Source organism: Pseudoalteromonas sp. APC 3694 (genome assembly GCF_030407565.1).
Taxonomy (GTDB): Bacteria; Pseudomonadota; Gammaproteobacteria; order Enterobacterales; family Alteromonadaceae; genus Pseudoalteromonas; species Pseudoalteromonas tetraodonis.
The window spans coordinates 27,596-53,236 of record NZ_JASDDE010000006.1; the positions used below are offsets into that span (position 1 = coordinate 27,596).

Annotated in this window: 28 protein-coding genes; 16 read left to right on the forward strand and 12 right to left on the reverse strand. The window is 40.6% G+C overall.

Annotated features, from left to right (window positions below; translation table 11 throughout):
* The first annotated feature begins 103 nt into the window (after positions 1 to 103).
* Entirely contained in the window at positions 104 to 1,063 is a 960-nt protein-coding gene (locus tag QMA00_RS03660) for a DMT family transporter (RefSeq protein ID WP_033102849.1), read from the forward strand.
* On the opposite strand, the gene QMA00_RS03665 is transcribed toward QMA00_RS03660, so the two are convergent.
* Genes QMA00_RS03665 through pdsO form a run of 3 tightly spaced genes read right to left on the reverse strand, consistent with a single transcriptional unit; the run spans position 958 to position 4,311 of the window.
* Positions 958 to 1,563 carry a class GN sortase gene (locus QMA00_RS03665; protein ID WP_033102850.1) on the reverse strand — a complete coding sequence of 202 codons (606 nt, stop codon included), beginning with the start codon at positions 1,561 to 1,563 and terminating at the stop codon, positions 958 to 960. The genes QMA00_RS03660 and QMA00_RS03665 overlap by 106 nt on opposite strands.
* On the reverse strand, positions 1,560 to 3,560 hold the full coding sequence (locus QMA00_RS03670) for a marine proteobacterial sortase target protein (protein ID WP_076920704.1): 2,001 nt from the start codon (positions 3,558 to 3,560) through the stop codon (positions 1,560 to 1,562). Before QMA00_RS03670 ends, QMA00_RS03665 begins: the two co-directional genes overlap by 4 nt.
* 25 nt (positions 3,561 to 3,585) lie before the next feature.
* Entirely contained in the window at positions 3,586 to 4,311 is a 726-nt protein-coding gene (gene pdsO / locus QMA00_RS03675; protein ID WP_076918360.1) for a sortase-associated OmpA-like protein PdsO, read from the reverse strand.
* 226 nt (positions 4,312 to 4,537) lie between these two features.
* Here pdsO and pdsR point away from each other — a divergent pair, with 226 nt between their 5' ends.
* The 3 genes from pdsR to QMA00_RS03690 all read left to right on the forward strand — a co-directional run bounded on the left by pdsR (position 4,538) and on the right by QMA00_RS03690 (position 7,650).
* Positions 4,538 to 5,233, forward strand: coding sequence for a proteobacterial dedicated sortase system response regulator (gene pdsR / locus QMA00_RS03680; protein WP_008111124.1), 696 nt, complete (start codon positions 4,538 to 4,540; stop codon positions 5,231 to 5,233).
* On the forward strand, positions 5,227 to 7,362 hold the full coding sequence (pdsS, locus tag QMA00_RS03685; protein WP_076920706.1) for a proteobacterial dedicated sortase system histidine kinase: 2,136 nt from the start codon (positions 5,227 to 5,229) through the stop codon (positions 7,360 to 7,362). The genes pdsR and pdsS overlap by 7 nt, the downstream gene beginning before the upstream one ends.
* 132 nt (positions 7,363 to 7,494) lie before the next feature.
* A complete protein-coding gene (locus QMA00_RS03690) occupies positions 7,495 to 7,650 on the forward strand; it encodes a hypothetical protein (RefSeq protein ID WP_175610026.1) in 156 nt (51 codons plus the stop codon).
* An 18-nt stretch (positions 7,651 to 7,668) separates the two neighbouring features.
* Here the strand turns inward: QMA00_RS03690 and QMA00_RS03695 are convergent, their stop codons facing one another.
* Positions 7,669 to 8,910 (reverse strand): multifunctional CCA addition/repair protein, encoded by a 1,242-nt coding sequence (locus QMA00_RS03695; RefSeq protein ID WP_076920707.1) that lies wholly within the window; start codon positions 8,908 to 8,910, stop codon positions 7,669 to 7,671.
* A gap of 135 nt (positions 8,911 to 9,045) precedes the next feature.
* Here QMA00_RS03695 and QMA00_RS03700 point away from each other — a divergent pair, with 135 nt between their 5' ends.
* Positions 9,046 to 9,264 (forward strand): hypothetical protein, encoded by a 219-nt coding sequence (locus QMA00_RS03700; RefSeq protein ID WP_036981490.1) that lies wholly within the window; start codon positions 9,046 to 9,048, stop codon positions 9,262 to 9,264.
* A 5-nt stretch (positions 9,265 to 9,269) separates the two neighbouring features.
* Here QMA00_RS03700 and QMA00_RS03705 read toward each other — a convergent pair whose 3' ends face one another.
* From QMA00_RS03705 to QMA00_RS03725, 5 genes are read right to left on the reverse strand one after another with little or no spacing between them, the layout of a single operon-like run.
* Positions 9,270 to 10,421, reverse strand: coding sequence for a murein transglycosylase domain-containing protein (locus QMA00_RS03705; protein WP_076920708.1), 1,152 nt, complete (start codon positions 10,419 to 10,421; stop codon positions 9,270 to 9,272).
* A gap of 35 nt (positions 10,422 to 10,456) precedes the next feature.
* Positions 10,457 to 10,957, reverse strand: coding sequence for a DUF1543 domain-containing protein (locus QMA00_RS03710; protein ID WP_076920710.1), 501 nt, complete (start codon positions 10,955 to 10,957; stop codon positions 10,457 to 10,459).
* A gap of 20 nt (positions 10,958 to 10,977) precedes the next feature.
* Positions 10,978 to 12,327 carry a sigma 54-interacting transcriptional regulator gene (locus tag QMA00_RS03715; RefSeq protein WP_076920711.1) on the reverse strand — a complete coding sequence of 450 codons (1,350 nt, stop codon included), beginning with the start codon at positions 12,325 to 12,327 and terminating at the stop codon, positions 10,978 to 10,980.
* Positions 12,328 to 12,329: 2 nt separating this feature from the next.
* Positions 12,330 to 12,863 (reverse strand): hypothetical protein, encoded by a 534-nt coding sequence (locus QMA00_RS03720; protein WP_054201834.1) that lies wholly within the window; start codon positions 12,861 to 12,863, stop codon positions 12,330 to 12,332.
* Between the two features lies 1 nt (position 12,864).
* A complete protein-coding gene (locus QMA00_RS03725) occupies positions 12,865 to 14,319 on the reverse strand; it encodes a HAMP domain-containing sensor histidine kinase (protein ID WP_076920712.1) in 1,455 nt (484 codons plus the stop codon).
* A 304-nt stretch (positions 14,320 to 14,623) separates the two neighbouring features.
* Between QMA00_RS03725 and QMA00_RS03730 the strand changes: the two genes are divergently transcribed.
* The 5 genes from QMA00_RS03730 (at position 14,624) to QMA00_RS03750 (ending at position 17,631) form a co-directional block, all read left to right on the forward strand.
* Positions 14,624 to 14,857 (forward strand): EF-hand domain-containing protein, encoded by a 234-nt coding sequence (locus QMA00_RS03730; protein ID WP_076920714.1) that lies wholly within the window; start codon positions 14,624 to 14,626, stop codon positions 14,855 to 14,857.
* 12 nt (positions 14,858 to 14,869) lie between these two features.
* The gene (locus QMA00_RS03735; protein ID WP_008111149.1) at positions 14,870 to 15,097 is read left to right on the forward strand and encodes a hypothetical protein; all 228 of its coding nucleotides are present in this window, start codon (positions 14,870 to 14,872) and stop codon (positions 15,095 to 15,097) included.
* Between the two features lie 155 nt (positions 15,098 to 15,252).
* Positions 15,253 to 15,489: an EF-hand domain-containing protein gene (locus QMA00_RS03740; protein ID WP_076920757.1), complete on the forward strand. Its 237-nt coding sequence runs from the start codon at positions 15,253 to 15,255 to the stop codon at positions 15,487 to 15,489.
* 8 nt (positions 15,490 to 15,497) lie between these two features.
* On the forward strand, positions 15,498 to 15,734 hold the full coding sequence (locus QMA00_RS03745) for a calcium-binding protein (protein WP_076920715.1): 237 nt from the start codon (positions 15,498 to 15,500) through the stop codon (positions 15,732 to 15,734).
* 208 nt (positions 15,735 to 15,942) lie between these two features.
* The gene (locus QMA00_RS03750) at positions 15,943 to 17,631 is read left to right on the forward strand and encodes an amidohydrolase (protein WP_076920717.1); all 1,689 of its coding nucleotides are present in this window, start codon (positions 15,943 to 15,945) and stop codon (positions 17,629 to 17,631) included.
* Between the two features lie 25 nt (positions 17,632 to 17,656).
* Here QMA00_RS03750 and QMA00_RS03755 read toward each other — a convergent pair whose 3' ends face one another.
* The gene (locus tag QMA00_RS03755) at positions 17,657 to 17,893 is read right to left on the reverse strand and encodes a YgjV family protein (protein ID WP_010387650.1); all 237 of its coding nucleotides are present in this window, start codon (positions 17,891 to 17,893) and stop codon (positions 17,657 to 17,659) included.
* Between the two features lie 278 nt (positions 17,894 to 18,171).
* On the opposite strand from QMA00_RS03755, the gene QMA00_RS03760 reads away from it, so the two are divergent.
* Positions 18,172 to 18,828, forward strand: coding sequence for a cyclic nucleotide-binding domain-containing protein (locus QMA00_RS03760; RefSeq protein WP_076920719.1), 657 nt, complete (start codon positions 18,172 to 18,174; stop codon positions 18,826 to 18,828).
* A gap of 49 nt (positions 18,829 to 18,877) precedes the next feature.
* On the opposite strand, the gene QMA00_RS03765 is transcribed toward QMA00_RS03760, so the two are convergent.
* Both QMA00_RS03765 and pepB read right to left on the reverse strand, forming a co-directional pair.
* Complete coding sequence (locus QMA00_RS03765; RefSeq protein WP_010387648.1) at positions 18,878 to 19,444, reverse strand: phosphoribosyltransferase family protein; 567 nt, start codon at positions 19,442 to 19,444, stop codon at positions 18,878 to 18,880.
* 175 nt (positions 19,445 to 19,619) lie between these two features.
* On the reverse strand, positions 19,620 to 20,918 hold the full coding sequence (gene pepB / locus QMA00_RS03770; RefSeq protein WP_076920720.1) for an aminopeptidase PepB: 1,299 nt from the start codon (positions 20,916 to 20,918) through the stop codon (positions 19,620 to 19,622).
* A gap of 269 nt (positions 20,919 to 21,187) precedes the next feature.
* On the opposite strand from pepB, the gene sfsA reads away from it, so the two are divergent.
* The 5 genes from sfsA to folK all read left to right on the forward strand — a co-directional run bounded on the left by sfsA (position 21,188) and on the right by folK (position 25,636).
* Complete coding sequence (gene sfsA / locus QMA00_RS03775; RefSeq protein ID WP_076920722.1) at positions 21,188 to 21,907, forward strand: DNA/RNA nuclease SfsA; 720 nt, start codon at positions 21,188 to 21,190, stop codon at positions 21,905 to 21,907.
* 282 nt (positions 21,908 to 22,189) lie between these two features.
* Positions 22,190 to 22,633, forward strand: a complete 444-nt coding sequence (gene dksA / locus QMA00_RS03780) for an RNA polymerase-binding protein DksA (protein WP_013465738.1) — start codon at positions 22,190 to 22,192, stop codon at positions 22,631 to 22,633.
* A 13-nt stretch (positions 22,634 to 22,646) separates the two neighbouring features.
* Complete coding sequence (gene gluQRS, locus QMA00_RS03785; protein ID WP_013465739.1) at positions 22,647 to 23,543, forward strand: tRNA glutamyl-Q(34) synthetase GluQRS; 897 nt, start codon at positions 22,647 to 22,649, stop codon at positions 23,541 to 23,543.
* 305 nt (positions 23,544 to 23,848) lie between these two features.
* The gene (gene pcnB, locus QMA00_RS03790; protein WP_175610030.1) at positions 23,849 to 25,147 is read left to right on the forward strand and encodes a polynucleotide adenylyltransferase PcnB; all 1,299 of its coding nucleotides are present in this window, start codon (positions 23,849 to 23,851) and stop codon (positions 25,145 to 25,147) included.
* Between the two features lie 3 nt (positions 25,148 to 25,150).
* Positions 25,151 to 25,636: a 2-amino-4-hydroxy-6-hydroxymethyldihydropteridine diphosphokinase gene (folK, locus tag QMA00_RS03795; protein ID WP_076920726.1), complete on the forward strand. Its 486-nt coding sequence runs from the start codon at positions 25,151 to 25,153 to the stop codon at positions 25,634 to 25,636.
* Positions 25,637 to 25,641 lie beyond the last annotated feature (5 nt).

Below are 25,641 nucleotides of genomic sequence, written 5' to 3' on the forward strand. Positions count from 1 at the left end.
ATTTATTTATACCAGTTCGGTATTTTTGAACAAGTAAAAAATATTCAAGCACCCCCTCTGCGTGCTAGGATCGCACTATATTAAACCGATTAAATTACACCTTATGCCTGCCAGTTTATGTTTAATTATTGCCACCTTTTTGTGGGGTAGCTCCTTTATTGCACTTAAATACGCGATTGCGATTTATGATCCGGCCTTGGTGATATTTTTACGTATGCTCACCACTTTACTGATTTCGTTATGTTTATGGCGTTACGTCATTCGTTTTGAATATTTAAAAGGCGATTGGAAGTATTTATTAGGTATGTCGCTGGCAGAACCTTGTTTGTACTTTTTATTTGAAGGCCACGCAATGGAGTACACCTCAGCATCTCAAGCGGGAGTGATTGTTTCTTGTTTACCCATTATTGTGGCATTTTTAGCGTTTTTCATGCTCAAAGAGCATATTAGTAAAGCTATTGTGGTGGGTTTTACGCTGTGTATTGGCGGCAGTATTTTACTGACCTTGCTCTCACCGAGTTCAAGCCAAGCCCCAAACCCATTACTGGGGAATTTTTTAGAATTAATGGCCATGGTGTGCGCGGCATTTTATACCGTGTGTATAAAACATTTAGCTAACCGTTATTCCCCACTCACATTGATTGCTCTGCAAGGTGTGAGTGGTAGTTTGTTTTTTGCTCCGTTTTTATTATTTATTGACCTACCCAGTGAAAACCAACACGATTTAACCGCACTAATGAGCATATTGTACTTAGGCTCTTGTGTTACTTTGGGTGGGTACGGCATGTACAACTATGCGATTAGTAAAGTGTCGGTATTAACCGCCGCGGCTTACTCTAATTTAATCCCTATTTTCACTTTAATTTTGTCAGCCATTATCCTCAACGAAGTACTAACTCTTGGCCAGTGGATCAGCATATTTGTGGTGTTTATAGGCGTAATGATTAGTCAACGCCATCAAGAACTAGTGGTTGATATTCCTAACTCAACTTCGGGTGAGGATATTTCTGCCGACACTAACCACCTTAAATCGGTACCCGAGGCCAGTGAATCAAAAGGGTAACAGGTTAATAAATACAACCCTGATTGCTGCAAAAAATCGGTGTTGTGCTGATGAATTACCTCAACATGAGTCACTGAATAATGCTGCACTTGGCCATTTTTAAGTTGTAGAGAAAATTGCTCCCCCACTTTAGCGTTTTTTAAAAACGCAAAGTGGGTATCGTTGTGGCCAGCAATAAGTGCTCCTTGCGAATTACCAAAATCAGCCCCACCTAACTCCCCTGCTGGTAAAAAGTGGCTCGGCGCAAACGCTAAGTTTCTACCACTTGCACCATCAAGCACGGTTAGTCGTTTATTATGCTTTGGCCATATTATTTGTGCCACCGGGTAGCTATCAGCATAAAACCACGGCTTAATTTTTTTATTGGGCGATTTAAGGGTCGTTTGCCAAGCTTGCTCTATTAACACTTGTGCAAGCCACGCCTTTGCCTGCATGTATACACCATGGCCAAACAAGCTCAGCCCCAAGGCAAGTAAACCTATGCTTAGCCACTTTTTCATTTACAGCGCCTTACTAACAAAAGACCACCTAGAAGTAGTAATGCTCCAAACACAATATGTATTTTGCTTTGCCCATCAGTTTGCGGCAAGCGCATGGTCATTCCTTGTGGCATTAAATTAGCCACTTGTGTAGTTTGTTTAGCAACTTCTTTAATAGTGGTCTCTTCTATGGCAATAAACGCAGTAAATGGGCTAAGTAATTGATGCTCAAGCGCGAGCTGCTGCACTTGCTGTTTTACTTCACTTTGTTGGTTGTATAGCAATAATGACTTTATTTTTTGACGTGCCCAGAGCTTATCAATTCCTGTGGCTTTTGAGCTTGCTTGCGAATTAAGCTTAACCTTAAACTCCCCATGTGTTGTTTGCCCAGTAAAAGTAATTGCATCGGTAGTGTCTAATTTAATAGCTACCATAATAGGCTCAGCAAAATACAGATCCGGTAATGGGGAGGGCCAAAAATCTAAGCTATCTCCATTTGTATTTGTTAACGCTAAATTAGTCATCGCCGGGTGAGCGAGTTTATCAAACAACTGCTGCATTTTTGGCTGCACATCAAAGGTGCTACCAATAAAGGTATAAGACCCCTTACCTATATCAGCAGCGCGGCGCATAAAAAAGCGATTAGGTGCGCTACCAATACCGACGGTAAATAAGCGGCTATCACCTAAGGTATGCGCAATATGTTTAAATAACTGATCTTCGTTACTTACGCTACCATCGGTTAAAAATACCACTTGGCGTACAAACCCTTCAAACTGCGTACCATCAAGTACCGCATCAAGTGCGCCTTTTATTTCAGTTCCGCCATCGGCTTGTAAGTTATAAATAAAACGCTCTGCGCGACGTAAATTGAAGTCACTGGCAATTAATGGGGTCTCACTCATGGCTGCAACCTCATTATTAAAACTGACAATATTGAAGCTATCATCACTATCTAATAATGATAATGCGTAAAACAGCGCTTTTTTAGCTTGTTCAATAGACTGCCCATGCATAGATCCCGAGGTATCAACTACAAACACCATTTCACGCGGTAAACGCTGAGATTGAGTAAAACTATCGCTTGGCGGCATTAACATTGCTAACGCATACTGCTCACCATTTTGTGCTTGCTGAGTAAAAAGTGCAGCTTGCGCTTGCGCTATTTGTAGTGGCTTAAACTCAAGTACAAAGTCTCTATTTATGGCTTGCTGTGGTTTTAGCACAATGCTGTATTGCCCAAATGCAGGGTTTTCAATATTAACTTGATGGTACTTAGCGTTTATATCAACCAATTCTAAGCCTATATCCATGTTAATTGTTAAGCTTAAATCGCTGGCATTTGCCGCCTCATTGGTTTGTTTTGTGTAAACAGGGCTTAACCAACCCTGTGGAGTGAACGAAGGTGCATTAGCGTTTTTTATCGCATGCTTATCTTGATCATCGTTAACATCCCCTGTTATTGCATGATAGCGTGGCGTAATTGTAGTTGGAAAATGAATCGCAAAGATTCCGTGTTGGTAATCAATAATCTCTTGATACTCAAGCGTTATAGCTATTTCTTCTCCGGGCCCTACATTTGCCACATTTGTAATAAACATATTTGCACGTTGCTGTCGCAACAATGAAGCTTGTTTGCCTGCTTTTTTGGCAGCTTGGTACTGTTTTTCAGCTTGGCGTTTTTTTGTTATTTTACCTTTAATAACTCGCTCGCCAATGCGCATGGTCATTGCTTGCACGGCGCTTTCATCGGGTAAAGGAAATACATAACGTGCATTTACGGCAAAAGGGTTTTCATTTATGTAGTGCTGCGTAACTACAACACGATTAATTAGCCCTGTTAGGGTCATTTTTGCATCGCTTTTTAAAATAACCCCAGGGTTAACCGCCACTCCTTGGCTATCAAACAAGGATAGTTTTGGCGACTGTGCATGGCTTTTAAAGCTGGCTAAAAGCACGATGATAATAAAAATAAAAAGGCTTACCTTGGTAAGCACTTTGATGGGTTTACTCAACATAAATCACTCCCTCGAACACACGCTGTTAATTGCTTGCTGTTTGGTCAGTCGTTTGATTTAGCGCACGGGTAGTGAGAGTAACGCGTCTGTCAAAAAAGTTATCTTCAAGGGTGTTACTGTTTGCTATGCTTTGCTGCTCGCCAAACGCTTGTGCGCTTAAACGTGTATGGCTAACCCCCTGTTTAATTAAGTAACTTTGTACGGCGTTTACTCTGGCTTTTGAGAGTAATAAATTTGCTTGCTCTGCACCGCGCTGATCGGCAAAGCCACTTAAATCGAGTGCGAGTTGCGGTTGGCTTTTTAATAACGCTACCAATTGATCAAGCTGCTTGGCAAAATGAGGAGCAATATCGCTAGAGCCTGTTTTAAATTGCACTGTCATCGCCAATAAATTATTAAGTTGTGATTGGGTTAGTTGCTCATTTTGTTGCGCCAGTAGTTCAAGTTGCGCCTCTAGGTGACTGTTATGATTAATTACATGCTGGTAGTCGTTGGTTTTCTCTGCCATTACAGTTAAAGCTTGCTGCTGCTCAGCAATGGTTTGCTCAGCCACCTTGGCATCGCCAATCAAACCACCAGCAAATGCGCCTACAAACGCGCCGATTGGCCCACCAACAACACCACCAATAATGGCACCGGTGCTCAGGCCAACAATTGTTTCTTTTTTTGCTTCTTTTGATGGGGTATCCGCAGCAAATACTGGTGTACAAAAAGTGCTAACAAGTGTGAGTGCGATTAATGTTTTCTTCATGGTCTATTCCTTACTATTAATAATGGTTGGCAAGCTATTGGTTGGCACTTGCTTTGTATTGGTAATTTCAATAGCTGTATTAAAACACCATGAAGTGGCAATAAAGGGGAGTAAAAATGGCAAACTGCTGAGCAATTGTGGCAAAAAAATGGCAATTGTGTTTTTAACCTTACTTAGCGCAAAAACTTCGCTATAGTGCGCCTAAGTCAATATGAGTAATTAAAAAATGAAAAAAATAGCTATCGTTGAAGATGAAACTGCCATTCGCGAAAACTACATAGAAATGCTGAGCGCTCAAGGCTATCAGGTAAGTGGTTATGAAAACCGCCCTCAAGCAGAAGTAGCTTTTAAAGAAGCACTCCCCGATTTAGCCATTGTTGATATTGGCTTAGGCCATGAAATAGATGGCGGCTTTTTACTGTGCCAAACACTGCGTTCACTTTCTAAAACCTTACCAATTATTTTTTTAACCGCTCGCGACAGCGAAATAGACACCGTATGCGGCCTGCGCATGGGAGCCGATGACTACTTAACCAAAGATATTAGCTTAGCGCATTTAGCCGCGCGTATTGGTGCGCTATTTCGCCGCATGGAAGCATTAGAGCAACCCGCCGATGCCAACGCATTAATAATTCGCGGTCAACTAACACTCGACACGCAACGCATGCAGGTGCTTTGGCAGCAACAGTTGGTTGATTTAACCGTAACTGAGTTTTGGATGCTGCATTCACTCGCCCAACGACCTGGCCACGTTAAAAGCCGTAATGAGTTAATGAGCGATGCTAAAATTTATGTAGACGACAGCACCATTACCTCTCATGTAAAACGCATTCGCAAAAAGTTTATAGCACTCGATAGCCAGTTTGACTGCATTGATACCGTGTATGGCATGGGTTACAGGTGGGAGCAACCCACATGCTAAGATTTGGCCTACGCAGTAAATTTATTCTACTTTCATGCTTTTTGTTTTTGTTGCCATGGTTAGGCTACGAATACGTATGGGAAATGGAAAAGTTTTTACGCCAAGGTCAAGAAAAAACGCTCGTAGGTACTACACGCGCACTGGCAACGGCCCTGCACGAACGCCCCGCTTTATTTGACGAACAAACCAACTTTTTAGAGCAAGTTGTAAAAGGCCGCGATCTCTATGCTTATAATTTAAATAGTCCAATTCAACTCGATGGCAAACTCAGCGACTGGGACGCTTACCAATCGCTATTTTGGCTTTATGACAAACGCTACTTACAAACAGCCAATGATAACCATCCACTGAGCAACTTATCATTTAGCCACATGGTAGGTAAGTTTGATAATTACTTATATGCTGTATTTAAAGTCACAGATGACACTGTAATTTACCGTGCTAAAAACAGCCTCAGCATTACCAATAACGATTACATAAAAATTGGCCTAAAAAACCCTGATGGACAATTTAATACTTATATTATTGCTCCGCGCCAAGATGGCTGGGTCAACGCATTTGATGCCAACAGTAAAATGCCTTTTACTAAAATTCAGGGTTTCTTTAAAAAAACTGACACTGGTTACAACCTTGAGCTGCGCTTTCCTTTGAGTATGCTTGGCAATAAACTGGGATTTGCCATTGCCGATGTTGATAGTAAACAACCAAACCAAACCCCTAGTATAATGTCTACATCGAACTTAAATAACCCGAATGATTTAGGTTCGGTACTGGTGCCCTCCCCTGAAATAAACCGTATATTAAAAGGCATGGGACACAGCGGCAGTCGCATATGGGTGGTCGATAATCATCACCGTGTATTAGCGCAATCGGGCAGTATTCAAAATGCCGATGGCGTATGGGCCGATGGGCTAAAAAATCAAGCGCCAAAAACCGCATGGCAGCGCTTTGAACAAGCCTATTTACATCCTTTGTATTATAAAATTTTAACGCGTCCTGAAGATGAATTTATAGATACCTTACACGATGTAGCTTCAATGCAAGGCGCTCATTTAGCCAAAGCACTGAAAGGTCAACCGGCCTCGTCGTGGCGACTCACCCCCGACAATAAAGCGGTGATTTTATCGGCCGCGTATCCTATTTGGATTGAGGATAAGGTTATTGGGGCTGTTATAGCCGAAGAAACCACCAATGGCGTGCGCACACTGCGTAATAAATCGCTGGAAAAACTGTTTAATGTGATTTTGGCGGTTATGCTGATTGGTACTGTGACTTTATTCTTTTTTGCCTCACGTATATCAAGCCGTATTAGGCGACTGCGAGACACAGCAGAGCAAGCCATTGATGCGCAAGGACGAGTAACAGGTCATATAAATTACAGCGATGCCAATGACGAAATTGGCGACCTGTCGCGTAGCTTTTCAAATATAGTGAGCCGACTTGGTGGCTATACCGATTATTTAGAAAATATGTCGTCGCGCTTATCTCACGAGCTGCGCACACCGGTTGCGGTTGTCCGTTCATCTCTTGAAAACTTACAAAGCTTGCAGCAAAGTGAACTGAGTCAAAAATACCTTGAACGTGCCAGCGAAGGGGTTGAGCGTTTAGGGAAAATAATTACCACTATGAGTGAAGCCACCCGCCTTGAGCAAAGCATTCAAAGTAATGAGTCTGAGCCGTTTGATTTACAAAAAGTGATTAGTGGTTGTATGCAGGGCTACCAACTTACTTACCCTAACCAGTTATTTACACTCAACATTTGCCAAAGCACACTGCCAATGCAAGGTGCCCCTGAATTTATCGCGCAACTGCTCGATAAGCTAATTAATAATGCCTTGGAATTTAGTGAAGCCAACACCGCGATTGAAGTCAGTCTGAAGCAAAGCGAAAACAAAGCAACATTAACAGTAAGTAATACAGGTACTTTATTGCCTGAGGGGCTTACTGAACATATTTTTGATTCTATGGTTTCGGTGCGCAGCCAGCAAATGCAGCAACAACCGCATTTAGGTTTAGGACTTTATATTGTCAGGTTGGTGTGTGATTACCATAACGGTACAGTAACAGCACACAATAATGAGCAAGACAATGGTGTGGTGTTTACCGTGAACCTGCCTTTAAATAATTAAACAAAAAGCGGTTTAATTATAAACCGCTTTATTTTAAAGCTTTGCAGTTACAATTTAATTCACACTCAAGTGTAACGATTCACTTTTAATTCATTCGCTCAGTCTTAGTCTACTCACCTAGGAGGAGTCAAAATGAAAGAGTTACTAGAACCCGAAGAAATAGAGTTTATTCTCGATTTATATCGTCCTAATGCAGCCAATAACCATGCTCAACAGGGCGCGACTAAAAAGCACAAGGTAAGTAATAAACAAGCCATGCAAGCTGAGGTTTTAGCTCGTAGTGCTTAACTACACAAACCTTACAAGTTAGCCATTAAGCTGTAAAAACGCTTTAATACAGTCTATTTCTGCCTGCTTGACCGTTTCGCCTATTTCAGGGCCCTTTTTGCCGCTTTTAAGCGCGTCTTGCACTATCTGTTTTTTATCCATTTTTTGTAGTTCGTTGTGAATAGCACGTAATTTAGCGGCTTGTGGATAGGGCTTATCCACTAGCGTTTCGCCTCGTCCTTGTGCATCACACTGGCACGCTTGAGTAAAGGCAATAAAACGCTCTGGGTGCACTAGTGCATTTAAATTAGTGACGATTAATTTATGAATGGTTTGCGGCCTTAATTGTTCAAGCGTGTGACAAAGGGTATGGTTATCGCTGGTGAGCACGCCGATATCGCGAAAGCGATTAGGCACTTTTAGCCGCTCACAAAAGGCCTCAACCACAGCAACCCCTTCACGTTCATGGCCGCGTAAATTCCCCTGTTTTTTGTAACTGAGCGCTTTACCAAAATCATGAGTTAAAGCAGCAAACCGGGTTTCTAGGTTAAAGTTTAAATCGGCTGCTCGTCTAAGGACTAACATAGTATGGACAAAAACATCGCCCTCGGGATGATGATTTGCTGGCTGCGGAGTGTTTTTCATCTGTTCAATTTCAGGAAAAATACCTAAGCCATCTAATGCTTGAAAATAAAGCTCTGGATGCTTTTCACCAAGCGCTTTTTCTGTTTCAAGCCAAACTCGCTCTGGCACTAAATGTTCCAGCTCGCCTTTATTTTTAAGCTCCTGCATTAATGCAGTAGTACTTGGATGAATAGACCATTCACTACCATAACGGGCTAAAAAACGGGCAATACGTAATACCCGAACAGGGTCTTCTACAAATGCCTGGGTGGTATGGCGCAGTATTTTATTTTTTAAATCAGCTTGACCATTAAAAGGGTCAATAATAGTGCCGTTTTCATCTAGTGCCATAGAGTTAATGGTTAAATCTCGGCGTGCTAAATCTTCTTCAAGAGTTACGTTTGGGCTGGCATCCACCACAAAGCCGGTATAACCTTTACCACTTTTACGCTCAGTGCGCCCTAGTGCATATTCTTCTTTGGTTTTTGGGTGCAAGTAAACGGGAAAATCACTGCCAATAGGTAAAAACCCAAGCGCTTCCATAACCTCTGGCGTTTCACCAATAACAACGTAATCGTTATCTTTTGATTGTATGTTTAGCAGTTTATCTCGTACTGCTCCGCCAACTAGGTAAACTTGCTTTAAGCTTTGTTGCACTTTATCCCCAACCACTACTTTTAAGGTTTTCTTTGATGTTAATCATACCTAATCGCAATTTAAAAATCAGCGTTGTTTGCCAAGCTTTAGTAAGCTCATTACAATAGTGCATTATTTTTTAATACCTAACAGCGAATGAAAAACCACTCAGCAAAAAAAGAACTTATGTTACTGCCCATCCTTTTGGTGGTTATTATTATGTGTGTTGCAGGGCATTTCTTGCTGCAGGCTAATTTTCAAGACAGCCATTTGGTTGAGTATTTGTTAGCTGCAATCCCATTTGCTATGTTTGGCTTAGTAATAGTAGCCTTTAAAATGGCAGCCAAAAGTGAACAACAAGAAAATGATGAGTAAATAAGTTACTGATAGTTTTTTTCTGCTTTAATGACTTTGTATAAATAGCGTCTTGATTCTGCACGTGAGTGCTTAGTGGTGAGAATATTATAAAACTGGCTTGCAGTAAGCTGATTTATTTGTGAAAACGCCACACTTCTATTTTTATTAAATATGCGCAGTACATTACCCGCCCCGCCGTTATAAGACGAGATCATGGCAAAGTGCTTACTTTTGTCGGTACTAATTTTGTTTAAGTAGTTATTTTTTAAAATACTTAAATAGGCGCTGCCAATATCAATATTATATTTTGGATTAAACAATACAGCTTTGGTTGGTTGCCCAGGTACTTTTTTTATTTTTTGGTATACATCGCGCCCTGCGGTAGCCGGGATCACTTGCATTAATCCATAGGCATTGGATGAACTCACCGCATGTGGATTAAAGCTACTTTCGGTTTCAATAATGGCATAAATAAGTGCTGCTGATATTTGATATTTTTTTGCAGCCGCCAGCACATAGTCACTGTATTTTTGTTTTCTTAAATGGGCATTTTGCTCGACTAAATCAAAACTAACCGACGAAATAACGTGCCCATATTGACGTTGCTTTTTTAAGTTATTATTTACTAAATAACGCGCAAATCGATTAGCACGCCAGCTATATTTTATGGGTAACTTATCTTGATCGAGCACTTGTTGGTATAAAAACGGCTCGCCTTCTAAAATTGGCGCTTCGCTGGTAAAAATATCTGTTTTATCGGGATCGCTAGAGGTCAGTAAGGTCATAACAATGGCCTGCTGTAACAAGCTTATTGTATTTTTTAACGCGATGGTTTCTACTTTTACAGTGCCTTGCTCAAAATCAATAATGGCACGAGCTTGGTAATCATTACTGTATTTTACGTATTTTTTGGCACTAGGTTGCTGAGTGTTTTGTTTACCCCACTTGCGCCCAACAACGCTTTCTAATGCGGCTAAAAGCTGTTTTACGCTACCAACCTGTGCCTTAATAGAACGGTGTGTTTTTTGTGCTTGCTTGTGAATTGCAACCACGTCAGTAGGATCGTTTTTTACTTGCTTTACCAGTTTATTTAAATCAACAACGGGCGGTAAACCCGACAGTGATTTACAGCCACTTAAGCCAACTAGCAAAAGTATAAACGCATACTTTTTCACACAACGTCCTAATAAACTTAAAAAATCCTCATTTATTATAATACATGATAACCAAACCAGTCAGGTTTAATTGTTTGTGCTTGACCACTTGGGGTTAGTTTAATATTAAGCTGGCTATCGAGTAAATCTATAGCAAAGCAATCATCAACATCATGTAAATCATCTTTATGTAGATGGCTAAGCCCTGCGAGTAAATCATTTTTAGCGCGCTGTTTTGCTTCTTCACTACTGCTGGCAACATACAAAGCAAAGTCGTGTTGCTCTGCTAGTGAGTCGCTTCTGTAAGCACCTAAGTTAACAAAATAAAGCTGCTTATTTTGCTCTACATAACTATCAACTACCTCGACTTTATAACCATCAATGTGATTAACCGCCATGTAGCTATCCATGTGTACGCTATGTTTGTCGCCTACCCACTGACTTTTAAGCTTGCTATAAGTTTGCTCAATGTTTTGACCAACCACAAAACGTACGTCGTGCATTTCTATGTGGCAACCTTGAATACGCCCACCTAAATACACCATAAATAACTGCATGCTCACTTCCTTTTTTAAAATTACATTAAGCTATCTACGTCAATTTCATGCTTTTTAATCAGCTTATAAAAATCAGAACGATTACGCTTGGCAAGCTTGGCACCTTCGGCCACATTACCCCCTGCCATTTTCAGGGTATTGATAACGTAATCTCGCTCAAACTCTTTTTTAGCGTCGTTAAGCGAAAGTGGCTCAACGTTATTTTCATTGCTATTTAACGCGCTAAGCACTAAATGTTCAGATATAACGTCACTTGGTGTTAAGGCAACCACCTGCTCCACTACATTTTGTAATTGACGAATATTACCTGGCCAATCATACCTTACCAATGCATGCATGGCATCGTTTGCAAAACGTTTTTCTTTTTGCTCCATACGTTTTGCAATATTAGCGCTAAAAAAGTTAGCTAATAAGCTAATATCTTCACGGCGTTCTCGCAGCGGAGGTAGTTTGAGATTTACTACGTTTAAACGATAATATAAATCTTCTCTAAACTCTTGATTGTTAATAGCTTCAGGCAAGTTTTTATGGGTCGCTGAAACAATTCGCACATTAATGGGGATTTCTTCTTGAAAACCGACTGGGCGAATGGTTTTTTCTTGCAGCACGCGTAATAACTTAACTTGTAAATTTAGCGGCATATCACCAATTTCATCTAGAAATAAGGTTCCCCCTTGCGCTTGCTGAAACAGACCTTGGTGATCTTTTACCGCCCCTGTAAATGCGCCTTTTTTGTGACCAAATAGCTCTGATTCTAATAGCTCACTAGGCACGGCCCCACAGTTAATAGCCACAAATGGGCCATCACTAACATGGCTGTGCTGATGAATTGCCTGTGCAAGCAGCTCCTTACCCGTACCACTAGCACCAGAGATAAGTACATTTACCTGAGTAGGGCCTAGTAATTTAACTTGCTCTAGCAAATGCAGCATTGCGCCACTGCGAGTAACAATATTGCTTTGCGGAGTAATATCATCATTATTCACCCCATGTATTTCTATGGCTTTAGCTAAGCTATCGAATAGCTCATCTTTATCAACTGGCTTAGTAATAAAGGCAAAAATACCTTGCTTAGTCGCCTCTACCGCATCAGGAATTGAACCATGAGCCGTCATCATAATTACAGGTAGTGCTGGGTAGCGGCTTTGCAATTGTCGGTGCAGTGCCATTCCATCCATTTCATCCATTCTTAAATCGGTGATCACCGCATCAAATACTTGGCTTTTAAGTATTTGTAATGCATTCATGCCACTATCACAGGTTGTTACTTCATAACCTTTTGATTGAATTCGAATTGCCAGTAACTGCAGTAAGCTGGCATCGTCATCAACGAGTAACACTTTAGCGCTTGATGGAAGTGTGACTGACATAGCTACTGCTCCTTCGTTTCTTCACGTAATAAAAGTTGCTGTTCAATTGCAGCTAATGACGATAAGGTTTTTTGCATTTCAGCGTTTAATGCTTGTTGTTGTTTTTTTGCATTTATTTGCATTAATACCTGCTGCTTTTGCAGCCATAAATAGTGTTTTATATCGTCTGGCCAATAGTAAGCTTGATCTAGCTTAAGCAATTGACTCATAACAGTATCAGGGTCGCGACTAAGGTTGACGCATGCGGTATTAAAAAATGCCTTAAGTGCTTGCTCCCCTAAGTAAGTTTTATTGTCAGGCGTTAATTTAAAGCCACCACACTGATGGGCATGCCATGCAATAACTTGCGCTGCGGGCGGATACATAAGATCTAGTTTTGGCCGCGGCTTTGGATTGGGCTGGTTGCTTTTATTATCGGGCTGAGTTTGAGCTATTAGCTCAGGTTTAGCTGGTGTTTGAGTGTTTGTTAATTCACACCCAGATAAAAAAACGAGACTGCTGGTTAGCCATAAAATAGCCATTAAACGCGCAGACATATTATTTAACTCCTTTATTTTTATAGGGGATGACAATGTTAAATCGACAGCCTTGCGGCTCATTATGCTCAATAGTTAACTTACCCTGTAACTGTTCAACCGACTCTTTTACTATGGTAAGGCCTAAACCACTGCCTTGAAGACTAATCTCTTTACTGTGTTTACCTTGATAAAAAGCGCCAAAAACATATTCTTTTTCATGCTCTTTAATACCACAGCCCTCATCAGCGACCTGTATAATTAGGCCGTTATTTTCTAGACTCAAGCTAATAGTAACGACTTGGTTTGGCTGAGAAAACTTTAAGCCATTGGAAATTAACTGAATTAAAATCATTTCAATTAATTCTCTCGGTAAATTAAGTGCAACTGTCGGTAAGCTATTGTGCCAAATAAGCGACTGCTCTCGTGCATTTAACCTATGTTCAAAATGATTACTTACCTTTTTTATTAGCTGGTTAAATTCCACTTCACTAACATTATCTTTACTAGTTCGAATCGCGTTATAACTTAACAAGCTGTCTATCATAGTGCGTAATCTCACCATAGATTGACTGATTAACCCAAGCACTGCTTTTTGCTCATTATTGATGGGGCCAACGATTTCATCGGCTAGTAATTCAGTGCCCTCAACCATAGAGGCCAAAGGGGTTTTTAATTCGTGAGTAACGTGGCGTAAAAATGTATCTTTTTGTTGTTCTAACATATGCAGCTGCGCTTGCACCCACTGCAACTTGTTACCTAACTCTATGAGTTCAGCTGATCCCTGCACTGATATTTTTTGCTGCCAATCTCCTTGGCCTAATTTATCAATAACGGAGGTTAAACCTTTTAAACGGCCACTTATCCGCCATAAAAACCCACCGCCAACAAGTAAGGTTAAAGGCGTAAGTGCCACTAACCAGTTTATAAAGGAGGCTTGTAAATTTGTCAGTTTAATTTGGTTTTGAGTGATTTTGGCTTCATTGGTTTCGCGCAACCACATTGTTAGATCTGCCAGTATTTCACTAATTGGCACAAACAACTCTGCTTGCTCACGAGCTTCAACCACCAGTTTGGTATGCGCTGCTTTTAGCGTATCTGTTAACCGTTGCCATTGTTGAGTACTTTGTTGGCTGCTAGAAAGCTGTTTAAGCTCATTTATATTGTCCAGCGATGACTGCCATTTATCCACGATAAGTTTATCGAGTGAATCGCTTTTTAAAACCCAGTTTTGCCTTGTTGCCCTTTCTAAACTATTGAGCTCTTGTTTAAGTGCATTAAACGACTTGGTTACTTGGTAGTTATTACTGACAATTTGCTGTGTGACCGCTAATTGTTTATTCAATACATTTAAAAATACAATAACCACAATAGACAAAGGCAAGAGTGACAACAGCATGCTCATTACAAACTGGCCAATCAAATTAGGACGCCAGTTTACCAATGCTTTATATTTTTCAGCCATGATTGCAGGCATACACTAATCCTTTACTACTTTTAAGCGCTCTATTATTAAGCGCTCAACTTATACACTCGCTGAACCAAATACATTTTTGAGAGCAAAATCGTTGCAATGTCGCACAATTGCGACAAGTTAAACACTTGATTTAAAAATAGTAAAAAATTCTAACTAAGAAAATGTTGCATAAAACACACAACCGTCGGTAAATATTACTCATTAAAAAACACTCGAAAATTTAAACCATTGATTTTTAATAAAAATTAAAACTGGCACCATAATTGTAACACGCTTATAAATATTAATTTTTAAAGGCCAAGGAATGACTAAAGGTTATTTAAAATCTACTGCCTTAATAGCGTTATGTTTAACGAGTAGCCATTTATTTGCGCTTGATGTTAACACAGCATTTTACAGCCTAGATAAAGACAGCAACGGTACATTAAGCGAAGCAGAGGCCGGCGAAGATGCATTACTGCATGAGAATTTTGCACAAATAGACAAGAATGAAGACGGACAACTATCGTTCGATGAATTTAAACAGTTTGTAAAATAAAGGAGTATATTTATGAAACAATTAATTGGTGCTTTTTCGCTACTATTTTTAGCTATTAGCGCGACGGCATTGGCATCGTCGTTAAATGTACGTTTTATGCATTTAGATAAAAATATGGACGGCCAAATATCGCTCACTGAGGCCAAACAAGATAAGCAGCTACTTAAGCAATTTACTGATTTAGACAAAGACAATAACGAGATGATTTCTAAAAAAGAGTTCGAAAACTTTAAACCTTAAGTTTAGATTCAAGTTAAGTTTTATATTATAGAGTTAAAAGCATTTGCCATAATCCCAGAGGGAGTGTGTAAACGGATTTAATGTTGGGAGTTAAATTATGGCAAGTGCTTTCTTTCAATACTGCAGCAATTAAAATACACCTTGGAACGCCAACTATGAGAATACTGCTTCCCTTTATTGGTGCTTTACTTTTTATCAGCCAAAGTGCATTCGCACTTGATGTAAAGCAACGCTTTGACCACTTGGACAAAAATAATGATGGATATTTAACCCACAGCGAGCTTGCTGCTCAGCCTCAGCTATTAAACTCATTTTCAGATTGGGATGAAAATCAAGACAACAGAATTTCTTTAACTGAGTTTAAAAACTATCTAACCACCAATTTGTACTGAGTATTTAGATGAAACCTATCCGCCATATTATTTTACTAACGCTTACTGTTGTTAGCTGCATGAGCTTTGCGACAAATAGCTATATTGCCTCAGAATTTGAAAAACTTGACCGTAATCAAGATGGCTTTTTAACTCGTTCTGAAGCTGCCAGTGATCCAGCTTTATGGTCACGTTTTGGCAGTTACGACCGTGATAAAGACGCACAATTGTCATTAAGTGAATATAGTTTGTACGCCAGTAAATAAATAGCTCCCTCAAATAAAGCCTAGTTAATTAGGCTTTATTTGAGAAGATTAAACAAATTCTTTCCTGTTAACACGCAACCTATCCTACCCTGAATTTGCTTGCTCTAGCTAAAAGCTGGGCTTATTCGACTATTAATAAATTATGCTATTGGTATTCTAAATTTGAGTTTGCTACTGTGATAGTACAAATAATAACAACATACCTCTTATGCGACTCAATAAATTAATTAAACCGGTATTACTAGCAAGCCTCTGCGCCTTATCTAGTATGGCAATTGCACAAACGAAAGTAATATATAATGCCAATGGCTACTCACCTTTATACAAAGGAAAAATGCGTCATGGCGAAGTAAATACGTTTACGGCCTTGGTCATAAAAGATGGCAAAGTAGTTAAGACAGGTCCAGACAACTTAAAAAATAGCTTTCCTGGTGCAACCCTAATTGACGCGAAAGGCAAAACTCTACTTCCAGGACTCATTGATGCGCATGGACATATCATCGGGCTAGGTAATAATTTGTCGCAACTTGATGTGCGCGGTGCAAAGTCGGTAGATGAAGTAACCGCTAAACTCAAGGAATTTGCCAAAGATAAAAAAGGTTGGATCATTGGTCGAGGCTGGAACCAAGAGCTATGGTCAAATAGTCGCTTTCCTACGGCCGCTGACTTAGACAAAGTCGTTAACGATCGCCCTGTTATTTTATCGCGAGTAGATGGTCACGCCATTTGGGTTAACTCAAAAGCATTAGAACTTGCCAATATTAACGCTGATACATCAGCCCCAGCTGGCGGAGAAATTATAAAAGATGAGTTTGGTAAGCCCACCGGCATTTTTATTGATAAAGCAGAAACCTTGGTTACTCAACATATGCCTGCAACGTCTGCACAATCGGTCAGTAATGCATTAGATGCCGCAGGTAAACACTTACTAAGCCTAGGCATTACCTCAACTCACGATGCAGGTATTGATAAAACCACATGGCAAGTTTACAAACAACGCGCCGAGTTAGGCACATTACCGCTTAGAATTGTAGCAATGTTAAGTGCAGCAAGCCCAGATTTAAACATGATGCTTAAAGCCGGTCGTTATCAAGATTCACAAGACTTTTTATCTATCCGCAGTGTAAAAATTTATGCTGATGGTGCCTTAGGGTCACGCGGTGCTGCGCTTATTGAAGAATACGCTGATAGAGCCAACCATTTTGGCCTTATGCTTGAAACCCAACAAAAGCTAGAGCAATTATTTACCCTGACTTTTAAAAATGGTTTTAGCGCTAACACACATGCAATTGGCGATAGAGCAAATAAAATTGTGCTAGATGCCTATCAAAATGTATTTAAACAAACCGGTGGCATACTACTGCGCAATCGTATGGAGCATGCACAAATAGTCTCGCCAGAGGATATCCCGCGCTTTAAAACCCTGAAAATAATTCCATCAATGCAACCTGTGCATGCCACATCAGACATGCATATGGCTGAGCAGCGTTTAACCAACAAACAACTACAAGGCGCTTATGCTTGGCAAACATTTTTAAACCAAGGTTCAACGATTGCGGCGGGATCTGATTACCCTGTCGAACTAGCGAACCCATTTGATGGTTTATATTCTGCGATAACGCGCATGGATCATAATCAACTGCCTGAAAACGGTTGGCGCGCCAGTGAGGTATTGAGCAGAGAAGATGCATTACGTGCGTTTACCCTTGGCGGCGCGTATGCAGCGCATCAAGAGTTTAAAGTAGGTAGTTTAGAGCAAGGTAAATGGGCTGACTTTATACTGGTTGATCAAGACTACTTTAAAGTGCCTATTGAGCAGCTTTATAAAACTCAGGTATTGCAAACGTGGATAGCAGGTAAATTACGTTACCAAAAAGATTCAGCAAAGCCTGAGTAAAAACAAAAAAGGGTTAACTTAAAAGTTAACCCTTTTTTGTATCAGCCCTAGACTGACGATATAACTTAATAATGTGATATATATTGACCAGAGCTAACAAGCCATTAGTAAATGCCACCGGTACAGAACCGATTGCTGTACCGTAAAAAGTAAACGCAATACAGCCCAATAAATTAAACCAACGCAGTTTGGTTACATCGGTCATGGTCAAAGAAATAACTAGTAAAACGGATGCTAAATAACCTAAATATTCCCAACTCAATTGTTCTCTCCTAGGCTTTAGGTTAATATTACTAGCTAAATTTTAGTACATTATTAAAAACTGCTGCTTAGCAGTTTAAATAAAAAAGCTAACTTACCAATAAAACCTTAAAATATACTGGTTTTACCCACAATTTTTTAATCATTACACGGTAGAATGAAGGTCATTTAACGCCATTAAATAAATAACGGCGTGGGTAAGTTAGCGTAAATTCTTAATCTTAATGCTATCGTCATTAAGGTGTAATAAATAGGACATTTGTCCGAAGAGCATGATTGATGTTTCAATACCATTTTTCCAGTTACCTTGTTGAACAGCTGCTGACATTTGCCGGCAGTAGTTTTCAGCAATCAAAAAAAGAAATATTAATACAGCAAGACCAACCACTCACTAAGTTGGTACTGGTGCGAAGTGGTACTGTATCGTTTAGTTACGATGTAGGTAATGGCAGGCGTCTGCTACTTGGCCAGCTCGACTGTAATAACACCTTGATTGGCGAAATTGAAGCACTGAATAATAACCCGTGTATTTACACAGTAACTTGCTTCAGTGATGTCACGTATAATCTTATTGAGCTAAAACATTGGCGTTCATTATTGCTCGATAAACCCGAGCTAAGCTTATATACGGCGCAAACGATTGCGGCTAAGTTTCAAGAAAATCAAAAAATTAATTTAGATAAGCTGTTACTTCCCTTAAGCTACAACATTGCTAAAGACTGTTTATTGCGTGCGGAGAATAACAACCCCACTTTATTGCGTGCTTATCCTACGGTAAATGCCGAAGCAGAGCGCTTTGCAACTACTGAGCGTGCATACAGGCGTGTAGTGAGTGAGTTAGTAGAGAAAAACTTAGTGCAAAGAAGCACACAAGGACTACAAGCTGTCGATATTCCTAAATTAAGTGACTATGTAGATAGCTTTGCACAGCTTTAAAGACAATAAAAAAGGCCATTAAGGCCTTTTTTATTGAGCAAAATCACGTTTATTTTTCAAGTAAAATATCGTGGATTTTCGCTAGATCAGATTTGCCTTCAATAATTTCATCCGGCGTTAATCCTGATAATTCATGCGGGAATACTAACCATTCTTCAGACTCATGAATGTAGTAATCAGGCACTGTATCTACTTTTGAGTTTTTTGGCTTGTAGTATGGACAAGCAATACGAATATCACTCGGTAAGTTTAAGCGCATTAGTTCAGAAAGCTTCTCTTTTAGCGCCACAATACTCCGACCTGAGTCAAACACATCATCCACAATCAATAATGAATCACCCGCATTCGCGTTTTCAACAATGTAGTGTAAACCATGTACTTTGATTTCTTTTGATTGCTTACCAATACCGTAATAAGACGAGGTACGAACCGCAATGTGATCCGTTTCTATGCCTTTGTAATCATAATATTCCTGAACCGCAATCCCAATTGGAGCACCACCGCGCCATATACCAATAATAAAATCTGGACGAAAGCCATCTTTATACACTTGTGCCGCTACGCGGAATGAATCTTCAAGTAATTGTTGAGCCGTGATATAGCACTTTTCTGACATAGTAAGGATCCCAGTGGTATGTATAATATTTGAGCGAGGTTTAAATAAAAATAGATGCCCAAACACGTAATGGCGAAGGATTTTACCGTAAATAAAACAAAATTGCTTGTTTGGCGGATAAAAAAATAGGCACCCTAAGGTACCTATTTTTTAACTAATGCGTAATCTCAGTAGATTATGCCTTTTCAAGTAGGGTACGTGCTACGGTGCGCATACCTTGTGTAGTTGCACCTGAAGCCCACTGACTAGTGCCACCACCCATATTGAATGCAGCCGCTAAATCGATGTGTACCCAGCCTTTGCCATCGTTTGGCACAAAGCGAGATAAGAAACCAGCGGCGTTAGATGCACCACCGAAACCACCGCCTTTTTGGGCGCGGCTATTTGCTGTATCCGCATACGGCGATGGGCAGTTTTGTTGATGCCATTTTTCAAGTGGTAATGGCCATGCGGCTTCCATTTCTTGTGACGCAAAGTCTTCCACTTCACGCACTAGCTCTTTATCAAGGGCAAACAATGCGTTGTACTCTTGACCAACAGCAACAAGGGCGGCACCCGTCAATGTTGCCGCATCAATAATAAGTGGAGCGCCTGTCTCGCCTGCGGCCATTAAGCCATCAGCCAATACTAAACGCCCTTCAGCATCGGTATTTACAATTTCAACGGTTGTGCCATTTTTGTAAGTAAGAATGTCACCTAGTTTGTATGCATTACCCGAAATTAAGTTCTCTGCACAACATAAAAACAACTTAATACGCTTTTCTACGCCACGGCTAATTGCCAGTGCCAAACCTGCCGTTACCGTTGCTGCACCACCCATGTCGCACTTCATACCCAACATACCTTCGCTTGGTTTAATTGAGTAACCACCTGAGTCAAACGTAATACCTTTACCTACAAGTGCTGCGCTTACCGGTGCGTTCTCATCGCCAGTTGGGTTGTAATCAAGCTCAAGTAATACTGGCGGACGCTCACTACCACGACCTACAGCATGAATACCAATCCATTGCTGCTCTAATAGCGCATCACCTTTTATGATTTGATAGCTAACATGCTCTGGTGCAAGTGATTGAATAAATTCAGCGGCTTTTTCTGCTAGGCTCTCTGGGTAAATGTCATCGGCGGTGCCATTGATCATTTCGCGCGCCCACGTTGCCGATGCTTTTAAATCAGCGAGTTCTTTAAGATCAGATTGTGCGTTATCAACAAACTCAACACCGTTTAGTACTTTTGGTGATACAAAGCCTTGGTAAAAAGCCCATTGGCTCTCTGTGCACCATACATCACCTTCAAGAACAACATTTTTAATGCCTTGATTTGCAATTGTACGACCCGCTTTTTGCACATTTTTTAATGTTTCTTGCTCAGATAAATGAACCGTTGCGCCGTGTTCGTTAAAAGATAATGACGCACTTTCGCCCCAATGCCCTGGTGCCAACTGCTCGCTTAATTGAACAACAAATTTTTCACTCATGTTAGAATATCCTTGCACTTAAATGTGCGGTTGAGTTTACTATAGAGCGCTTAAGTTCCCAACTGCTTGAGGTGAATAACCTCAACCGGCCTGTAAACCTCAATTTCACTTACCCTAAACTCAGGTTATTAAGTTTGCTAAAATATTGAGCTATAAAAATATTTAAGTTTATTATCTCTAGAAAAAATGAACTCAAAGCAGTTAGCGCTAAAACAACTACTTGAAATAAACTTATTATCCAGCGCTCAGGTTACATAAGGAAGTCATAAATGAAGTACACCCCGCCATTACAATCTGCCACTTTATTAAAGCGTTACAAACGCTTTTTAGCTGATTTAGAGCTCAGTGATGGCACTACTTTTACCGCTCATTGTGCTAATACGGGTAAGATGACGGGCTGTGCCGATGCCGGTTTTACTGCCTTTTATTCCACCAGCAGTAATACCAAGCGAAAGTACCCGCAGTCATTAGAGCTGACGCAAAATAATGTATCACAGCTTATTTGTGTAAATACCGCTATCGCCAATAAAGTGGTCGAAGAAGCACTTAATAATGGGGTTATTGATGAGCTTACAGGCTATCAACACATACAAAGTGAAGTGAAGTATGGCAGTAAAAACAGCCGCATCGACTTTTTACTTACCCACAGCAGCAAAGCCAATTGCTATGTTGAAGTTAAATCAGTCACGCTGCTGAGCGAAGATCGTCCACAAAGTGGTCAAGGCTACTTCCCTGACGCCCAAACTGTTCGTGGACAAAAGCATATTCGTGAATTAATCGACATGGTAAAACAAGGGCATCGAGCGGTATTACTATTTGCAGTGCTGCACCAAGGCATCACACAAGTCAGTGCTGCGGTGCATATTGACCCAACCTATACACAATTGCTTAGCGAGGCCATTGAGCAAGGCGTAGAAGTATTAGCTTATAAAGCACACATTTCAGCGAGTGAAGTTACTTTAATTGAGAAAGTAGCATTTGTTGAGTAAAAAGAGCGCATTTAAGCGTTGGTATTTCGCCACGCCCAAAAAATACTTATCCGAAAAGTAAAAGATAAGTTGTTTTTATTATTTTTGCCCACATAACAACGCCAGTTTATAAACCGATACTGTAATAAAAAATATAAACACTGCTTTTGCTACTTTTATATGGGTAAACAGGGTTGAAGCTAATTCGATTATTTAAAAATAAATTTGCCTAGGGTATGAGTTTCTGCTATTTATACCGCCGGCTAATGCTGAGGCATTAAATTAAGGATTTAGGAGAGAGTTATGCCAGACCAAAAAAGACATGGTTTATTGGCTCAAGCCGGTTTAGAACCATACCAAGAAAAACCGGGTGAAGAGTACATGAATGAAGCACAACGTGCTCATTTTAAAACAATTTTAGAAACTTGGCGTAATGATTTACGAAACGAAGTTGATCGTACTAAGTCACATATGCAAGACGAAGCAGCTAACTTTCCTGATCCCGTTGACCGCGCAGCACAAGAAGAAGAGTTCTCATTAGAGCTTCGTACTCGTGACCGCGAACGCAAATTAATTAAGAAAATTGAAAAAACAATCAACTTAATTAAAGAAGACGAGTTTGGTTTTTGTGAGTCTTGTGGTATTGAAATTGGTATTCGTCGTTTAGAAGCACGTCCTACTGCTGATTTATGCGTAGACTGTAAAACACTTGCCGAAATTAAAGAAAAACAAGCTGGACGCGGCTAATTAAGTTATAGCCATGTCTTCTACAGCCGTTACCGCGCAAGTATCTGACTATCGCGGCCGATTTGCACCGTCTCCTTCGGGGCCGTTACATTTTGGCTCACTTGTGGCGGCTGTAGGTAGCTACCTAGATGCAAAAGTTAACCAAGGGAAATGGTTAGTACGCATTGAGGATATAGACACCACTCGCGTTGTAAAAGGCGCCGCCACCGATATCCTAAATACCTTAGACGCCTACTGCCTTAATTGGGATGAAAACGTTGTGTATCAAACACAGCGTCTTACTATTTATCAAGATGCAGTAAACTCACTGTCAAAACAACACCTTATTTATGCCTGCCAATGCTCTCGTAAGCAAATAAAAGCCCTCGGCGGTATTTATCAAGGGCAATGTAAACACAGCCAACTCAGTGAACAGGGTCATGCCCTTCGCTTAACTCAATGCCATGCAACCGTGACTTATAACGACCTTATTCAGGGGCGTATTGACGTTGACCCTGCTCTGGCCCATGAAGATTACATTATAAAACGTAGCGACGGTTTATTTGCCTATCAACTGGTGGTGGTTATTGATGACATTGAGCAAGGGATCAATCGAATTGTACGAGGCGCTGATCTACTTGAACCTACCGCCCGTCAAATAAGTCTGTTTAAGCAACTTAATAACCCTATTCCAGAATTTGCTCATTTACCTTTAGCGGTAGCAAAACCCGGATTTAAACTCTCTAAACAAAATTACGCCCCCGCTATTTGCAAACAAAATCCCAAACCGACTTTGATAGCGGTATTTAACTTTTTAGGTTTGCCAACCCACGACCAACTTATGGATTTAACCACAGAGCAATTACTTGCTTGGGGCGTGGCACATTTTAACTTAAGCCGCGTTCCCACTACGCGTGAAATACAGATTTAACGCTCTTTCGCGGATTGGGTATAACAAATTCAAATAAAATCGTTAAAAATGGCTTAATTTCAGCACTGCAACTTAATTTTTCCACCTTGCTGGTATATGATAGCCGCCTAAATATATGCTAATTACATAAAACAGTAAGTACAGCTCTATGAGAAGGTACTTGTTGTCATTTTGATTGCAATGGCGAGTCAATCAACCGCTTCTCTAGGAGACAGACTATTATTTCCAAGCTTTTTCAATTTTGTCGACAAATTATCGGCCCGAATGCCAGTGCCGAAGATGTCGCAATCAGCAGTGAACCGTTGGTGATCCCTCGAGGTGAGCATGGTATTTCTCGCAAACAATTTAGCCCAAATGCAATCAAAGTACTCTATCGCCTAAAAGATGGTGGCTATGATGCCTACTTAGTTGGTGGTTGCATTCGCGATGTATTGTTAGGTCAACAACCCAAAGATTTTGATGTTGTAACCAATGCAACCCCTGAGCAAGTTAAAAAACTGTTTCGTAACTGCCGTTTAATTGGTCGCCGCTTTCGTTTAGCGCACATTGTTTTTGGTCGTGAGATTATTGAAGTGGCCACCATGCGCGGCCATCACGAAGCACAAGAAGACAAAAATCAAATTAGCCAATCAAGCGAACATGGGCAACTACTTCGCGACAACGTATTTGGCAGCATTGAAGAAGATGCCGAGCGTCGTGATTTTTCAATCAATGCCTTATATTACTCAATCAATGATTTTTGTATTTATGATTACGCCAATGGTTTAGCGGCCATAAAGGCAAAACAAATAGAATTAATTGGCGATCCTGAAACACGCTACCGTGAAGACCCCGTGCGTATGCTTCGCGCAGTGCGCTTTGCCACCAAGTTAGATATGCAAATAGCGCCAGCAAGCGAAAAGCCGATTACCGAATTAGCGAGCTTGCTTGATAATATTCCGCCAGCGCGTTTATTTGAAGAAATACTCAAGCTATTTTTAAACGGCAAAGCACAGCAAAACTTTGTAATGCTGCGTCAGTACGGTTTATTTAAATCGTTGTTCCCAGAACTTGACCGGATTTTAGATAAAAACCCAGACGGGCTTGAAGAAACCTTCATCAAGCAAATGTTTGCAAACACTGACATCCGTATTAATTCAGATAAAAAAGTCACTCCTGCATTCGTATTTGCAGCATTACTGTGGTTCCCGCTGATTGAACGTACTGAAAAAATTAGACGCCAAGAGCAACTCTCAGAATACGATGCATTTGCTCAAGCAATTAATAAAGTACTGAGTGAGAATGCCCAACATATTGCCGTACCAAAACGCTTTACGTTAGGTGCTCGTGATATTTGGCATATTCAACAACGCTTAGATAAACGTGCAGGCCAACGTGCCTATCGTTTAACACAGCAGCCGCGCTTTAAAGCCGCTTATGATTTTTTACTATTGCGTGTTGATGCTGGTGAAACTGAGCATACAGAGCTGGCACAGTGGTGGACACAGTACTTAGGTCAAGATATTAATGGCCAAAAAGAAATGGTGCGAGAGCTTGGTCATCAAGGTGGCCCAAAGCCACGCAAGCGACCTCGTCGTCGTACTACTAAAAAGCCAGCTGAGTAAATAATGCAACGTGTCTATTTGGGTTTAGGTGCAAACCTTAACAGCCCTAAAAAACAACTTGATAACGCTGTTATTGCACTTAAAAGCTTGCCAAACAGCGAACTTATAGCCTGCTCGCATTATTATGCGAGCAAGCCTATGGGACCACAAGATCAACCTGATTATGTGAATGCAGTCGCCTGTATCAACACTTCACTTGAGCCAGAGCAACTACTCGATTTAACCCAAGCGATAGAGCTGGAACATGGTCGAGTCAGAAAAGCTGAGCGCTGGGGCGCACGCACACTGGATATTGATATTTTATTATTTGGTGAACAGGTTATAAATACTAAACGTTTAACGGTGCCTCATTACGGGTTAAACGAGAGAGAATTTGTTGTTTACCCGCTGCAAGAAATTGCACCCGAACTTATTTTACCAAGCGGCGTATCTATCAAACAGATAGCAAATAACCTACCGCTTAACGACTTACAACAATTACCGCTGTAATTAAT

Bases quoted from the DNA above. Each gene is read 5' to 3' on its own strand.
- QMA00_RS03710 (WP_076920710.1), bottom strand. From the start codon at position 10,957: ATGCAGTTATTTATGGTGTATTTAGGTGGGCGTATTCAAGGTTGCCAC.
- QMA00_RS03700 (WP_036981490.1), top strand. From the start codon at position 9,046: ATGAAAAACCACTCAGCAAAAAAAGAACTTATGTTACTGCCCATCCTT.
- folK (WP_076920726.1), top strand. From the start codon at position 25,151: ATGCAACGTGTCTATTTGGGTTTAGGTGCAAACCTTAACAGCCCTAAA.
- QMA00_RS03715 (WP_076920711.1), bottom strand. From the start codon at position 12,327: ATGTCAGTCACACTTCCATCAAGCGCTAAAGTGTTACTCGTTGATGAC.
- QMA00_RS03660 (WP_033102849.1), top strand. From the start codon at position 104: ATGCCTGCCAGTTTATGTTTAATTATTGCCACCTTTTTGTGGGGTAGC.
- sfsA (WP_076920722.1), top strand. From the start codon at position 21,188: ATGAAGTACACCCCGCCATTACAATCTGCCACTTTATTAAAGCGTTAC.
- QMA00_RS03765 (WP_010387648.1), bottom strand. From the start codon at position 19,444: ATGTCAGAAAAGTGCTATATCACGGCTCAACAATTACTTGAAGATTCA.
- QMA00_RS03760 (WP_076920719.1), top strand. From the start codon at position 18,172: ATGTTTCAATACCATTTTTCCAGTTACCTTGTTGAACAGCTGCTGACA.
- pdsR (WP_008111124.1), top strand. From the start codon at position 4,538: ATGAAAAAAATAGCTATCGTTGAAGATGAAACTGCCATTCGCGAAAAC.
- dksA (WP_013465738.1), top strand. From the start codon at position 22,190: ATGCCAGACCAAAAAAGACATGGTTTATTGGCTCAAGCCGGTTTAGAA.
- QMA00_RS03745 (WP_076920715.1), top strand. From the start codon at position 15,498: ATGAAACCTATCCGCCATATTATTTTACTAACGCTTACTGTTGTTAGC.
- QMA00_RS03725 (WP_076920712.1), bottom strand. From the start codon at position 14,319: ATGCCTGCAATCATGGCTGAAAAATATAAAGCATTGGTAAACTGGCGT.
- QMA00_RS03665 (WP_033102850.1), bottom strand. From the start codon at position 1,563: ATGAAAAAGTGGCTAAGCATAGGTTTACTTGCCTTGGGGCTGAGCTTG.
- QMA00_RS03730 (WP_076920714.1), top strand. From the start codon at position 14,624: ATGACTAAAGGTTATTTAAAATCTACTGCCTTAATAGCGTTATGTTTA.
- pdsO (WP_076918360.1), bottom strand. From the start codon at position 4,311: ATGAAGAAAACATTAATCGCACTCACACTTGTTAGCACTTTTTGTACA.
- QMA00_RS03670 (WP_076920704.1), bottom strand. From the start codon at position 3,560: ATGTTGAGTAAACCCATCAAAGTGCTTACCAAGGTAAGCCTTTTTATT.
- QMA00_RS03690 (WP_175610026.1), top strand. From the start codon at position 7,495: ATGAAAGAGTTACTAGAACCCGAAGAAATAGAGTTTATTCTCGATTTA.
- QMA00_RS03735 (WP_008111149.1), top strand. From the start codon at position 14,870: ATGAAACAATTAATTGGTGCTTTTTCGCTACTATTTTTAGCTATTAGC.
- pepB (WP_076920720.1), bottom strand. From the start codon at position 20,918: ATGAGTGAAAAATTTGTTGTTCAATTAAGCGAGCAGTTGGCACCAGGG.
- QMA00_RS03750 (WP_076920717.1), top strand. From the start codon at position 15,943: ATGCGACTCAATAAATTAATTAAACCGGTATTACTAGCAAGCCTCTGC.
- pdsS (WP_076920706.1), top strand. From the start codon at position 5,227: ATGCTAAGATTTGGCCTACGCAGTAAATTTATTCTACTTTCATGCTTT.
- QMA00_RS03740 (WP_076920757.1), top strand. From the start codon at position 15,253: ATGAGAATACTGCTTCCCTTTATTGGTGCTTTACTTTTTATCAGCCAA.
- gluQRS (WP_013465739.1), top strand. From the start codon at position 22,647: ATGTCTTCTACAGCCGTTACCGCGCAAGTATCTGACTATCGCGGCCGA.
- QMA00_RS03720 (WP_054201834.1), bottom strand. From the start codon at position 12,863: ATGTCTGCGCGTTTAATGGCTATTTTATGGCTAACCAGCAGTCTCGTT.